This is a genomic window from Pantoea sp. alder81, from assembly GCF_020179835.1.
Taxonomy (GTDB): Bacteria; Pseudomonadota; Gammaproteobacteria; order Enterobacterales; family Enterobacteriaceae; genus Pantoea.
In genome coordinates, this window is record NZ_JAIUDA010000001.1 from 267,484 (window position 1) to 280,911 (window position 13,428).

Annotated in this window: 15 protein-coding genes; 10 read left to right on the top strand and 5 right to left on the bottom strand. The window is 53.0% G+C overall.

Annotation, left to right across the window (positions count from 1 at the left end; genetic code table 11):
• Window positions 1-150: 150 nt before the first annotated feature.
• The 3 genes from LBW88_RS01265 (at window position 151) to LBW88_RS01275 (ending at window position 2,800) form a co-directional block, all read left to right on the top strand.
• Window positions 151-786 carry a carbonic anhydrase gene (locus LBW88_RS01265; RefSeq protein ID WP_224929664.1) on the top strand — a complete coding sequence of 212 codons (636 nt, stop codon included), beginning with the start codon at window positions 151-153 and terminating at the stop codon, window positions 784-786.
• Window positions 787-904: 118 nt separating this feature from the next.
• Entirely contained in the window at window positions 905-1,561 is a 657-nt protein-coding gene (locus tag LBW88_RS01270) for a DUF3313 domain-containing protein (RefSeq protein ID WP_224929661.1), read from the top strand.
• Between the two features lie 105 nt (window positions 1,562-1,666).
• Window positions 1,667-2,800, top strand: a complete 1,134-nt coding sequence (locus LBW88_RS01275; RefSeq protein WP_224929658.1) for a PQQ-dependent sugar dehydrogenase — start codon at window positions 1,667-1,669, stop codon at window positions 2,798-2,800.
• Between the two features lies 1 nt (window position 2,801).
• On the opposite strand, the gene LBW88_RS01280 is transcribed toward LBW88_RS01275, so the two are convergent.
• Window positions 2,802-3,458, bottom strand: a complete 657-nt coding sequence (locus LBW88_RS01280) for an HAD family hydrolase (RefSeq protein WP_224929655.1) — start codon at window positions 3,456-3,458, stop codon at window positions 2,802-2,804.
• Window positions 3,459-3,734: 276 nt separating this feature from the next.
• Between LBW88_RS01280 and LBW88_RS01285 the strand changes: the two genes are divergently transcribed.
• Window positions 3,735-4,940 (top strand): serine hydrolase, encoded by a 1,206-nt coding sequence (locus LBW88_RS01285; protein WP_224929652.1) that lies wholly within the window; start codon window positions 3,735-3,737, stop codon window positions 4,938-4,940.
• Between the two features lie 37 nt (window positions 4,941-4,977).
• Here the strand turns inward: LBW88_RS01285 and ybjG are convergent, their stop codons facing one another.
• The 3 genes from ybjG to LBW88_RS01300 all read right to left on the bottom strand — a co-directional run bounded on the left by ybjG (window position 4,978) and on the right by LBW88_RS01300 (window position 8,216).
• Window positions 4,978-5,583, bottom strand: coding sequence for an undecaprenyl-diphosphate phosphatase (gene ybjG, locus LBW88_RS01290; protein ID WP_224930313.1), 606 nt, complete (start codon window positions 5,581-5,583; stop codon window positions 4,978-4,980).
• On the bottom strand, window positions 5,564-6,325 hold the full coding sequence (locus LBW88_RS01295; protein WP_224929649.1) for a phosphatase PAP2 family protein: 762 nt from the start codon (window positions 6,323-6,325) through the stop codon (window positions 5,564-5,566). The genes ybjG and LBW88_RS01295 overlap by 20 nt, the downstream gene beginning before the upstream one ends.
• Before the next feature lie 202 nt (window positions 6,326-6,527).
• Complete coding sequence (locus tag LBW88_RS01300) at window positions 6,528-8,216, bottom strand: aspartate:alanine antiporter (RefSeq protein ID WP_224929646.1); 1,689 nt, start codon at window positions 8,214-8,216, stop codon at window positions 6,528-6,530.
• A gap of 255 nt (window positions 8,217-8,471) precedes the next feature.
• On the opposite strand from LBW88_RS01300, the gene ybjM reads away from it, so the two are divergent.
• Complete coding sequence (ybjM, locus tag LBW88_RS01305; RefSeq protein WP_224929643.1) at window positions 8,472-8,843, top strand: inner membrane protein YbjM; 372 nt, start codon at window positions 8,472-8,474, stop codon at window positions 8,841-8,843.
• Window positions 8,844-8,876: 33 nt separating this feature from the next.
• Here the strand turns inward: ybjM and LBW88_RS01310 are convergent, their stop codons facing one another.
• Window positions 8,877-9,140: a GrxA family glutaredoxin gene (locus tag LBW88_RS01310; protein WP_034820748.1), complete on the bottom strand. Its 264-nt coding sequence runs from the start codon at window positions 9,138-9,140 to the stop codon at window positions 8,877-8,879.
• A 261-nt stretch (window positions 9,141-9,401) separates the two neighbouring features.
• Here LBW88_RS01310 and LBW88_RS01315 point away from each other — a divergent pair, with 261 nt between their 5' ends.
• The 5 genes from LBW88_RS01315 to potF all read left to right on the top strand — a co-directional run bounded on the left by LBW88_RS01315 (window position 9,402) and on the right by potF (window position 13,359).
• On the top strand, window positions 9,402-9,653 hold the full coding sequence (locus tag LBW88_RS01315; RefSeq protein WP_224929637.1) for a DUF1418 family protein: 252 nt from the start codon (window positions 9,402-9,404) through the stop codon (window positions 9,651-9,653).
• Window positions 9,654-9,665: 12 nt separating this feature from the next.
• Entirely contained in the window at window positions 9,666-10,388 is a 723-nt protein-coding gene (gene nfsA / locus LBW88_RS01320) for an oxygen-insensitive NADPH nitroreductase (protein ID WP_224929634.1), read from the top strand.
• 17 nt (window positions 10,389-10,405) lie between these two features.
• Complete coding sequence (rimK, locus tag LBW88_RS01325; protein WP_224929631.1) at window positions 10,406-11,308, top strand: 30S ribosomal protein S6--L-glutamate ligase; 903 nt, start codon at window positions 10,406-10,408, stop codon at window positions 11,306-11,308.
• Between the two features lie 86 nt (window positions 11,309-11,394).
• Window positions 11,395-11,877, top strand: a complete 483-nt coding sequence (locus LBW88_RS01330) for a YbjN domain-containing protein (protein ID WP_034820718.1) — start codon at window positions 11,395-11,397, stop codon at window positions 11,875-11,877.
• Between the two features lie 372 nt (window positions 11,878-12,249).
• The gene (gene potF / locus LBW88_RS01335) at window positions 12,250-13,359 is read left to right on the top strand and encodes a spermidine/putrescine ABC transporter substrate-binding protein PotF (RefSeq protein ID WP_224929628.1); all 1,110 of its coding nucleotides are present in this window, start codon (window positions 12,250-12,252) and stop codon (window positions 13,357-13,359) included.
• The last annotated feature ends 69 nt before the right edge of the window (window positions 13,360-13,428 follow it).

Consider the following 13,428-nt stretch of genomic DNA (forward strand, 5'->3'; position numbering starts at 1 on the left):
AACGGTGATCCGAGTTGTGTAATCCAGCCTGTTTTGCTTAAATGCTCGGTTGGTGATTGTAAGTTATTCACCGCACTGAAGAATTTGAACGCGTGCTGACGGTGCAGATCGTACCGCCAGCGCAGATGCGGATAAAGTGAGAGCAGACAAATGCAAGAGATCGTTAAAGGTTTTCTGAATTTCCAACAGAATGTGTTCCCTGAAAGGAAGGATCTTTTCAAAAGTCTGGCGTCAAACCAGAATCCCAAAGCCCTGTTTATCTCCTGCTCAGACAGCCGTCTGGTGCCTGAATTAGTCACTCAATCCGAGCCAGGCCAGCTGTTCGTGATCCGTAACGCCGGTAATATTGTGCCGCCGTTTGGTCCAGAACCGGGTGGTGTGTCCGCGACGATTGAATACGCGGTGGTCGCGCTGGGCGTCACTGAAATCATCATTTGCGGTCACTCCAACTGTGGTGCCATGAACGCCATCGCTTCTAATGCGGATTTAGAAAGCATGCCCGCGGTCGATCACTGGTTGCATTACGCCAATGCCGCGAAAGCCGTGGTGGAAGAGCGTAACTATGAAGCGGTGGAAACCCGACTCAAAGAGATGGTCAAAGAGAACGTCATTGCCCAGCTGCACAATATCAAAACACACCCTTCAGTAGCCGTTGCGCTGCGCAAAGGCAAAGTTCGCCTGCATGGATGGGTTTATGATATTGAGAGCGGTGGAATCATTGCCCTGACCAAAGGTGGCGAAAGTTTCATTTCGTTGTCTGAGAATCCTGAGACCTGCTTCGAGTGATTCCCCTAACCACCTGCAATGCAGGTGGTTTCTTCTCCCATTCTGAGAAAATTCCCCGCTAAAGCGCAGCGTGCGCTCTACACTTGAGAAGCGATTTACCTCTTATAAGGGCCTTCTCATGCGATTTCGTCTTTATATTCCTGCTTTAACGCTGGCCATGCTGGCGGTGGGTTGTACCTCTCATGTTGCGGATAAACAGCAGTATTCCGGGTTCCTCGGCGATTACAGTCAGTTAAAATCTGAACAGTCACCGAGCGGGAAACCGACATTGCGCTGGATCTCACCGGATTATCACAGCGCGAATTACACGAATGTGGTGTTTGAACCGGTGGTTTATTACCCTGCTGCGCGTCCGACTGAACGCATCAGCCAGCAGACTTTGGATGAAATTCGTCAATACACCGATAGCCAGTTAAAACGGGCTGTGGCAGAGCGTAAGCCTGTCGTCGCGAAACCGGGTGCGCGTACGCTGCGGGTGAAGAGCGCAATTACTGCGGTAACGGCGGAAAACGAAGGGATGCAGTTCTATGAAGTGGTGCCGATTGCGGCGGTTGTCGCCAGCACCATGGCGGCCACCGGCCATCGCACCCAGAACAGTGCGCTGTTCCTGGAGGTGGAAGCGGTCGATGCGCAGACCGGAAAACCGATGATCAAAGCCGTACGTAAGGCCTTCGGCAAGTCACTGCCCAACAACAGCGCGCCGATTACGCTCAACGATGTGCGTCCAGGCATCGATGAGATGGTGCGTGATGTAGTGGCCTTCTCAGCGCCTTAATCCCGTCGCCCGGCGTTATGTCGGGCTTAATGTTTTGTAAATCCTGCACATCCTTTCTTACTGGCTGACTACCCTTAACGGCAGACCGTGATAAAGGAGAATCCCATGCGTTTACTGCCTGTCGCGCTGTTGCTTGGCGCATTGAGTTATGCCCATTCGACCCTGGCTGCTGATGTTCAGGTTCAGGTACTACAGGACAAACTCGACCATCCGTGGTCGGTGGCTTTTTTGCCCGACAATCAAACATTGTTAATTACGGAACGATCCGGGCAACTGCGCAGTTGGCAGCCAGGTAAAGGACTGTCGCAGCCGATTAGCGGCGTGCCAAAAGTCTGGGCTAATCGGCAAGGTGGTTTACTGGATGTGGTGCTGGCCCCCGACTTTGCCCAGAGCCGCCGCGTGTGGCTCAGTTACACCACGGCAGATGCTGAAGGGCGGGCTGGCGGGGTGGTGGGTTATGGCCGACTCAGTGAAGATAATCGTCAATTGAGTGATTTTAAGGCGGTGCTGGAGCAGACACCCAAGCTCTCCAGCGGCGCCAATATTGGAACTCGCCTCGCATTTGATGGCCAGGGCTATCTCTACATTGCGTTTGGCGACAACTTTTCCAGCCTCAGCGCCCAACAGCTCGACAAGCTATCAGGTAAAATCGTGCGTCTGACGCAGAACGGTGAAATCCCTGCGGATAATCCCTTTGTGCAGCGCAAAGACGCGCGTGGAGAAATCTGGTCCTACGGCATGCGTAATCCGCAGGGGCTAGCTTTCAATCCGTGGACGCAGCAGATGTGGGAGAGTGAACACGGCCCGCGCGGCGGCGATGAAGTGAATATCCCGCAGAAAGGCAAAAATTACGGCTGGCCATTGGCCACCTACGGTATTGATTACAGCGGACAGAAAGTGCCGGAAGCGCAGGGCACGCACGTTGCCAGCACGGAACAACCGCAGTTCTGGTGGAAGGTGTCACCGGCCATTAGCGGGATGGCGTTTTATAATAGTGCACGTTTCCCACAGTGGAAAAATTCGCTGTTTATTGGCGCACTTAAAGAAAAGAGTCTGATTCGCCTGCGGGTGAACGGTGAGAAAGTGGTCGAAGAGCAGCGACTGCTGGAGGATCGTGGTGAACGTATTCGCGATGTGCGTCAGGGGCCGGATGGTTATCTCTATGTGCTCACCGATGAAGCCAACGGCAAGCTGTTAAAAGTAGGGCTGGCGGAACCCGCCAGCGCCTCACGCGGTTAACTTAACGTACCCAGTTACAGACTTCCCAACCGCGCTGCTGTGCTTGCTCCAGCAGCAGCGCATTTGGGTTGATCACCCAGGCGTGATCGGCGTGGTTGAGCAGCGGTAAATCGTTCATGGAGTCGCTGTAAGCCCATGTACGATCAAAACGTTGATCCTGTTGTAAAGCTTTCCAGTCGCTCAAACGGGTGACTTTGCCTTCACGATAGGTGGCGGTGCCATAAATCTGTCCGCTGTAGCGCTCGTCTACCACTTCAACGCCAATCGCCAACGCGCCGTGCACGCCCAGACGTTGCGCAATCGGCACCGCCAGATGATCGCCGCTGGCGGTAATGATCATCACGGTGTCGCCGCGCTGCTGATGCCAGTTAATGCGTTCTCGTGCGGCGGGGAAGACGCGTGGCAGAATATCGCGATGGATAAAACGCCGCACCCAACCCTCAACCGTCAGGGTCGCCATACCGGCGAGCGGGGAAAGCGTAGTACTCATATACTCTTCAATCGACAGGGTGCCGGCATGGTATTTCTCCATCAAGGCTTGTTCCTGAGAGATGAGTGCTTCGGGGGCAAATCCCTGTGAGACCAGCCAGCGCAGCCACAGGCTGGTACTGTCTTCACAAATCAGGGTTTCGTCCAGATCGAAAACGGCTAAGTCCATCGTGGTTCTCCTCGGGCTGATTGGCATCAGGTTAGCGGAATTTTGTGACTGGCTTAACCGTTCTGCGAAAAATCGGAATTTCTCTCACTTTTTCCACTACGGCAGAACAGGAAAAGTGGCAGCGCATCGGGGTTGGTGCCAGGGTTACTCTAATAAACTCTATAAAACTTTACGGTTGGACGGTTTTGTTCGCAGGTGGTAAGCGTGTAGCTTTTAATAAGACATGTCTTACCTGCTAGAAAACCATGATTTAACAAGGACAATCTGGTCACGCTCATGAGAAAAAATTCCGTCATTTCTGCCTTGCGGCCGCTGGCTGCCACTTCATTATTAGTGCTTTTCCTTCCCGTCACCACTCAGGCTGAACAGGCGCCTGCTGCACCGCAAATCGAGGCCAAAGCCTGGGTTCTGATGGACTACAACAGCGGCAAAATATTGGCAGAGTCCAATGCCGACCAGCGGTTGGATCCCGCTAGCCTCACCAAAATGATGACCAGCTATGTCGTCGGCCAGGCGTTAAAGTCCGGCAAGATCCATAACGATGATCTGGTGACTATCGGTCAGGACGCATGGGCAACCGGCAACCCGAAATTGCGCGGCTCCTCGCTGATGTTCCTCAAACCCGGTGACCGCATTCCGGTTTCTGAACTCAACAAGGGCGTGGTGATTCAGTCAGGCAATGATGCCTGCATCGCACTGGCCGATTATGTCGCCGGTAGCCAGGACTCGTTTATCGGTCTGATGAACAATTACGTTAAGGCGTTTGGATTACAGAATACCCACTTTATGACCGTGCACGGTCTGGATGCTGATGGCCAATACAGTACCGCGCGCGATATGGCAATCATCGGCCAGCGTCTGATCAGCGATGTGCCTGAAGAGTATGCGTTAAACAGCGAGAAAGAGTTCACCTTTAATCATATTAAGCAGATGAACCGTAACCGCCTGCTGTGGAGCAGTAACCTCAAGGTGGATGGGATTAAAACCGGACATACCTCGGGCGCGGGCAATAACCTGGTCGCGTCTGCCGTGGACGGAGATATGCGTTTGATTTCGGTGGTGCTGGGCACGCAAACCGATGCGATTCGCTTCCGTGAAAGTGAGAAGCTGCTGACCTGGGGCTTCCGTTTCTACGAAACCGTGACGCCGATAAAAACGGATAAGCCTTTTGCCCAGCAGCGCGTGTGGTTTGGTGAGCAGAGTCAGGTCAATCTCGGCGTGGCGAAAGACGCAGCGATCACCGTGCCGAAAGGGCAGATGAAAAACCTCAAGGCGAGTTTCACCCTGAATTCACCGCAGCTGGAAGCACCGCTGGAGAAGAATCAGGTGGTGGGCACCATTGATTTCCAGCTGGATGGCAAAACGATAGATCAGCGCCCGCTGGTGGTGATGGAAGCGGTGCCGGAGGGCGGATTTGTTGGCCGTATCTGGGATTTCATCATGATGAAATTCAACGGTTGGTTTGGAAAGTGGTTTAGCTAATCCGATATGAGGCGACCCGAGCGGGTCGCCCTTTATACTATCCGCGCACCCAGCCTTTTTTGATCGGCATGGCGAACAATGAGCGATACACCTGATGCGTAAACGCCAGCATGCGGTCGCCATACAGCTGCCACGCCATATGCGAAGCCAGACACGCCAGTAATCCCACCAAAAATCCGCCCAGCATATCCATTGGCCAATGTACGCCCAGATAGACGCGCGACCAGGCAATGGTGCTGCCGACCGCCAGTAAAATCACCCCTGACCACAAGCGGTGCCAGAAGATAAACGCCAGCGCAAAGGTAAAGATGGTGGTGCCATGATCGCTGGGGTATGAGTCATCGGCGGCGTGTGCCAGGAATTGATGTCCAAAGCCAATGGCAAACGGGCGCGGATGTGGCAGCAGCTGGCCGACACACCAGGAAATACTTAACGCGTAAATCAGCGCCATGCCGGTTTTCAGAACCAGCGCGCGTTGAGATTGCACCTGCTCACGCGGTCCCCAAAACCACAATGCCACAATCAGCAGTGGGACAATGGCAATCACATCTTTGGCGATAAAGGTCGCCAGGTTAATCAACCATGGCGGTGAATCCGTCGTGGCGTTGATCCATAGAAACAGGCTATGGTTGAGCGCTTCCATCACGTTTGCTTTTCCTCATCTTGTCTACCCAAAAAGAAACACCAGCAAAAATCAGCACCTGGCTCAGCCACACCCACCATCCCGACCACAGATTGTGAGAGAAGAAGTGGGCACCGCGCATCACCTGGCCGTATCCCATCAGCAAACCCACCGCGATTCCGAACAACAGTGCGATGACGGCGCGGCGCGGACGCTCGGGCCACCACAGGAAGAACAGCGCCATCAGGGCAAAGCCGCTGGAAGCGTGACCGCCTGGGAAACATTGCCCCGGGCCGCTATTGACCGGAGTGGGATCCAGCAGCACAAAACTGGCTGCCTTACCGCCAAACATCGCCAAATCCCACGGACAGGAGTGCGCGCTGTGCGCCTTCAGGATGCCCACCACTAACGGCCCCATACCAAACAGCAGGGCCACCAGCACGCGACGGCCATCGCGTATCTGCACCCCACGTAACAACATCAATACCGCACCGGCGATAATCACATCCTTAAACAAGCGATGATTGATCAGATCCAGCCAGCGATTGTGCTGCAATGGAAATGTCTGCGTTTGTGGGTCAAACCACCGCTGACTGATGGCGATGTCCAGGTTTTCGTGGCGTGACCACCACATAAACACCAGTGCCGAAATTGCCAGTAAAATAAAGTTGATAGCGTAAAAGCGACCAGACAAACAATAAATAGTCGGGCTCTTAATCTTATCGCGGGTTGTTGGAGTGTTTAACTTTGATGAAAGTTGCATGAATGTTTGAAAATAGCGAAACCAGAATCGCAGGGTCGCAATTTACGCTTAGGAGAACCTTAAGCGGCAGGGATTACAGGCATAAAAAAACCCGCAAGTCAGTGACCGGCGGGCTCCACAATTTGGGGATTTCAAAGAAAAGCAGTGGCACTTATTCAGACTGCGCCCCAAATAGAAAGTTCTGAACGGCGTAAAAATATTTTTAAAAAGGCAAAAGCGGCCAAATTATTACAATCAGCGTGCCGGCGAGCGTCAGCAAAACGTTAGCAATCGCATAAGTTCCTGCATAGCCCAGTGCCGGAATGCTACTGCGTGCGGTATCACTGATGATCTCCATGGCCGGTGCACAGGTACGTGCGCCCATAATGGCACCAAACAGCAGCGCACGGTTCATGCGCAGCACGTAGGCGCCAAACAGATAGCAGATTACCACCGGGATCAAACTGACCAGCAGGCCGCTCAGCAACATCAATGCGCCCGCACTGCCGAGGCCATGCTGCAGGCCGCTGCCGGCGCTTAAGCCAACACCCGCCATAAACACCATCAAACCGAACTCCTTCACCATAGTCAGCGCCCCTTGCGGGATGTAGCCGAAGGTCGGATGGTTGGCGCGCAGGAAGCCGAGCATGATTCCCGCGAACAGCAAACCGGCAGCATTACCGATACCGAAGCTGAAGTTGCTGAACTGGAAGGTGATCATGCCGATCATCAAACCAATGATAAAGAAGGCGCAGAAGGCCAGCAGATCGGTCATCTGACTGTGAATCGCAATAAAGCCGATGCGATCCGCCAGACTTTTCACACGGCGCGCTTCACCGCTGACCTGCAGCACATCACCTTTGTTCAGCATGATGCTGTCATCAATCGGCATCTCAATCTGGCTGCGAATCACCCGATTGAGGAAGCAACCGTGATCGGTGAGTTTCAGATGGCTTAGACGTTTATTCACCGCATTGTGGTTCTTCACCACAATCTCTTCGGTGACGATACGCATGTCGAGCAAATCACGGTCGAACACCTCTTTGCCATTTCGGAAACTGGCATCGAGGCGTGCATGCGCGTCAGGATAGCCCACCAGCGAAATTTCATCGCCGAGTTGCAGCATCGCATCCCCATCCGGACTGGCGAGAATCCCGTTACGGCGCAGGCGTTCAATGTAGCAGCCGGTCTGGCGGTGAATGCCCAGCTCGCGCAGGTTTTTGCCGCCGCTCCATCCCACCAGTTCCGCGCCGACGCGATACGCGCGGATGACCGGCAAGAACACTTTGCGCTGGCTGTCAGCATCCAGACCGCGTTCACGCGCAATCTGCTGCGCGCAGGTGGGTAAGTCCTGATGTTGCAGACGAGGCAGATAGCGAGCGCCAAAGATCAGGCTCACCAGACCTATCAAATAGGTGAGGGCGTAACCGAGGCTGAGGTTATCCTGCATCATATTGAGCTGATGGCTGTCACTGATGCTTTGTCGCAGCGTGTCACCCGCGCCAACCAGCACCGGTGTAGAAGTCATGGAACCGGCCAGCATGCCCGCCGTGAGACCAATATCCCAGCCGAACAGTTTGCCGAGTCCCAACGCAACGAGCAGGGCGCTGACCACCATGACAATGGCAAGAAGAAAGTAGTTTTTACCGTCGCGGAAAAAGATCGAGAAAAAGTTAGGTCCGGCTTCAACACCGACACAAAAAATAAACAACATAAAGCCGAGACTGAGTGCGTCAGTATTTATCGCAAAGTGCTGCTGACCTAAAATCAATGAAACAACGAGGACACCAATGGAATTTCCTAGCTGTACCGAGCCGAGACGTAATTTGCCCAAGCACAGCCCAAGGGCTAAGACGACAAATAATAACAGAACGTCATTTCCGCTTAACAATTCTGCGACGTTAATGTTCACGGTTTAACTTCTTCTTTACCTGTAACAAGTTGATGAAAAGGCCTTTTTTCGCTATCTTGTGGCAGCTGTGAATGTCCTTGCCGCCAGGAAGGTGCAGACCATTATTTAAAACGGCGTCATTCTAATCATAAATAACTTCCTCAGCTATCAGCAGTTTTTAATCCTTCTGCCGGCGGCTGTTTCTTTTTATTTCCACTTGTGCGCATCAGGGCAGTAAACGTTTCAATATTGTTAACAACAAAGTTGAGGATGGTTATGTTGCAGCGCAATAATCGCTGGCCAGCATCGGTTCTGGGTGTGATGCTTTATACGCTGGTGTTTATTTTTGCACATCATTTTTGGGCGGTCGCTGCGGAGCAAGCAGTTCGTGGTCAGCCTGAATTATTGCTGTTTTTATTGCCGGGCATGTTAATGGCGATGTTGCAGCCGGATAGTCCATTAATTAGCACGCTGTGGATCGCGCTGGTCGGTACGCTGCTGGGCATGGCCTGGATGTGGCTGACCGTCACGCAGATGCACAGCTGGCTGCTGATCGTCGCATGGAGTTTGAGTGCGCTGTTTTGGGCAGGATGCGGGGCGTTACTGATCCGCCTGATGCGGATTATGCTGGCGATGCGTGCCGAGTAGCACGATCAAAAACGGGCCCGCAGGCCCGTTTGCTTAGGCTTCAACACCCAAGTTTTCTTTCGTCCAGGCCGCGAATTCGGTGTAACCACCGATATGCTGGTCATCAAGGAAAATTTGCGGCACGGTAGTCACCGGTTTGCCGGCACGTGCTTCCAGATCGGCCTTGGTGATGCCAGTCGCCTGAATATCGACATACTGATAGTTGAAATCATCGCGCTCGCTGGTCAGCTTGGTGGCTAACTCTTTCGCACGTACGCAGTATGGGCAGCTTGAACGGCCAAAAATCACTGCAATCATTGCTTCTCTCCTTCCGCTGCTGTTTTGTGACCAGTTTCACAGAACAGCGTGAATAATGGCTAACATCATGCCCGCCCATCCTGCTTAAGCAAAGAAGAAAATGCCTGTTACTCTAATGGCCGCAATCTATTTCCGTCATACTTCACTGCGCAGACGTGTTTGACTCCAGCTGACTTGCTGGGGAAAGCTGCGCCTTGCTGCAGAGCGAAATATTCGGGTCTAAAATGCGACTAACAAATTGAGCAACTGAGGAAATCGCCCATGCGTAATCTGGCCACGTTGCCTAAACCGGTTTTGCTGCTGGAAGTGCTTGGCGTGCTCGCGGTGATTGGCGCGCTGCTGCTGGTTAATGACTGGATCAGCGCGCCTGATTTTATAGCGCAGAAGTCGCTGGCGACGGTGCTGTTTTTCCTTGGCATCGCGCTGATGCTGCCAGCCGCCTGGCTGATGATGTGGCGCACGGCGCAAGCGATGGCGCCACAGTTGTTCAATCACAACCACAAAAAGAAGTAACCGGAGAGGATTATGACGCCGACCATAGATTTACTGTGCAGCCACCGTTCCATTCGCGCCTTTACCGAGCAGGGCATTGATGATGCTCAGCGCAGCGCGATCATCGCTGCAGCACAAGCGGCCTCGACCTCCAGTTTTTTACAGTGCTCCTCAATTATTCGCATTACCGACCAGGAAAAGCGTGAACAGCTGGTGCAACTCACCGGCGGGCAGCCGTGGGTGAGCGCCGCCGCTGAGTTTTGGGTGTTTTGTGCCGACTTTAACCGTCATCAGCAGATTTGCCCGGATGCGCATCTCGGACGCGCCGAACAGCTGCTGTTGGGCTGTGTGGATACGGCATTAATGGCACAAAACGCCATGGTCGCGGCGGAGTCGCTGGGGCTGGGTGGTGTGTTTATTGGTGGCATCCGTAATAGCATTGCGCAAGTCACCGATTTGCTGGAACTGCCGAAATTTGTGCTGCCACTGTTTGGCTTCTGCATCGGTCATCCCGCCTCTGCACCCGACGTGAAACCACGCATGCCTGCGACGATGCTGGTGCATGAAAATCGTTATCAGGCTGTCGATAAAAGCGTGCTGGCCCAGTACGATAACCAAATCACCGCTTATTATCAGCAGCGTGACAGCAACCAGCGTTCGGAAACCTGGAGCGAACTGATTCAACGCCTGATCATCAAAGAAACGCGTCCGTTTATGCTGGATTATCTGCATCAACAGGGCTGGGCAACGCGCTAAGCACAAGGAATTCTGCAATGAAAATGGCCATTCTCACACGCGATGGAACGCTATATTCGTGTAAGCGTCTGCGTGACGCCGCGGAAGAGCGTGGCCATCAGGTGCAGATGATCGATCCGCTTTCCTGCTACATGAATATCAACTCCGATTCGCCAGCGGTGCATTATCGTGGCGAAGCACTGGGCCACTTTGATGCCGTTATCCCGCGTATTGGGACGGCGACCACTTTTTACGGCACGGCGGTGTTGCGCCAGTTTGAGATGTTGGGCAGCTATCCGCTGAATGAATCGGTCGCCATCACCCGGGCGCGTGACAAGCTGCGTTCGCTGCAGTTGCTGGCGCGGGAAGGCATTGATATGCCCATCACCGGTTTTGCCTCTTCGCCTGACGATACTCAGGATGTGATTGCCATGGTCGGTGGCGCGCCGCTGGTGGTGAAATTGGTAGAGGGCACGCAGGGGATTGGTGTGGTGCTGGCGGAAACGCGCCAGGCGGCGGAGAGCGTCATTGATGCCTTTCGTGGCCTCAACGCCCATATCCTGGTGCAGGAATTCATTAAAGAAGCGCAGGGACGCGATATTCGCTGCCTGGTGATCGGTAATGAAGTGGTGGCATCCATCGAACGCATTGCTAAAGAGGGCGATTTCCGTTCCAACCTGCATCGCGGCGGCACCGCGCGCGTGGTCAGTATTACTGAGCAGGAGCGTGAAATCGCGGTGAAAGCCGCATCTACACTGGGACTGGAAGTGGCAGGAGTGGATATTCTCCGCGCCGATCGTGGCCCACTGGTGATGGAGGTCAATGCCTCGCCAGGGCTTGAGGGCATTGAGGGCATCACCGGTCTGGACATTGCTTCCATGATGATTAACTGGATAGAAGCGCATGCTTGCCCCGGCTATCGTCTTAAAACCGGGGGCTAGGCGTGCTTTTACGTGGTTTTCGTGGCATCAGATAGACTTTTTCCGTAAGCTAAGGCGCTTATTTCTTCACCCCACAGGACATAACGATGGATTCACTGGTCGTTCCTGACATCGACATCCTGCGTCGCTGGCTGGATCAACAAAATATCACCTGGTTCGAATGCGATGCCTGTCAGGCACTGCACCTGCCGCACATGCAGAATTTTGACGGGGTGTTTGATGCAAAAATCGACCTGGTGGACAACGTCATCCTCTTCTCGGCTCTCGCGGAAGTGAAACCCACCGCGCTGATTCCTTTGGTCGGCGATTTATCGCAGATCAATGCCAGTTCGCTCACGGTGAAAGCCTTTATCGATATTCAGGATGACAATCTACCCAAGCTGATTGTCTGCCAGTCGATCAGTACCACTGCCGGGTTAACCTTTGGCCAGTTCTCGCACTTTATGAAGCAAAGTGAAGAGGGCGTTTCTATGGTGATCATGGAAGCCTTTGCCAACAATCTCTTGATGGTGGGCGAAGAAGAAGAGGAACGACAGCCGAGTTCCAGCAGTCACGCCATGCTGCACTAACTTCCCGCCTCGCTAACTGCCGCTTTTTGCGGCAGTTTTCATTTTAGCCCCACCACTTTTTATTCTGCATTTTGCCCTTTATTGCCAGATATTAGTCGTGCTTTATGCCACTAGTGCCAAAGCCCATAGCAGAAACATGCATAAAATATCGCGAAAAGGCGTTTTTTACGCTGGGATCTGGCACGCGTGAAGCTGGGGGGCTATTCTTGCGGGGCTGCTTGAGACATGCAACCTCAGCACAACTATAGGTTTTTGCTATTAAACTCCCGCTGAATATTGATTCATTGTGTGTCTGTGATTAAACAGAAAAAACGCAACGACCGGATCGCGTGTATGCAGCGTTGTGATGACCCCCTCAGGAGGAAGTAAAACATGATCAACCAACGTAAAAAATGGTTGCCAGGTGTGGTTGCAGGTGTGCTGATGGCTGCGGCCGTTGGTGCTCAGGCAGAGGATAAAACGCTGCACGTCTATAACTGGTCTGATTATATTGCGCCAGATACCGTGCCTAATTTTGAAAAGCAGACCGGCATTAAAGTGGTCTATGACGTGTTTGATTCCAACGAAGTGCTGGAAGGTAAACTGATGGCCGGTTCAACCGGTTACGACGTCGTGGTGCCATCCTCCAGCTTCCTTGCACGCCAACTGCAATCAGGCGTTTTCCAGGAGCTGGATAAGAGTAAGCTGCCAAACTACAAAAACCTCGATCCTGATTTGATGGCGAAAGTCGCGCAACACGATCCAGGTAACAAATACGCGATTCCGTATCTGTGGGGCACCACCGGTATCGGCTATAACGTCGATAAGGTGAAAGCCGCGTTAGGCACAGATGCGCCAGTCAACAGCTGGGATCTGGTGCTTAAGCCAGAAAACCTGGAAAAACTGAAAAGCTGTGGTGTTTCCTTCCTTGATGCACCGGAAGAGATTTTCGCCACCGTGCTGAACTACCTCGGCAAAGATCCGAACAGCTCTGACGCCAAGGATTACACCGGCGCCGCCACCGATCTGCTGCTGAAGTTGCGTCCAAATATCCGTTACTTCCATTCGTCTCAGTACATTAACGACCTCGCAAATGGCAATATCTGTGTGGCCATCGGCTGGTCGGGCGATATTCTGCAGGCGAAAGATCGTGCAGAGAAAGCCAATAACGGCGTGCACCTGGGTTACAGCGTGCCGAAAGAGGGCGCTCTGGCCTTCTTCGATATGTTTGCGATTCCTAAAGACGCGAAAAATCTTGATGCGGCCTATCAGTTCCTGAATTACATGATGGATCCAAAAGTCATCGCCGATGTTTCCAACAAAATTAACTACGCAAGTGGAAACAAAGCCTCTCTGCAGTTGGTCAATGCCGATATCCGCAACAACCCAGGCATTTACCCAACGCCGGATGCGATGGCCAAACTGTTTGTGCTCAAAGTCCAGGATCCGAAACTGGATCGTGCGCGTACCCGTGCATGGACTAAAGTAAAAAGTGGTAAGTAATTCGTTTTAAACGTATTGATTACCTGTAACGACAACAGAGGCGCGGTGATGGCCTCTGTTGTGCCATTT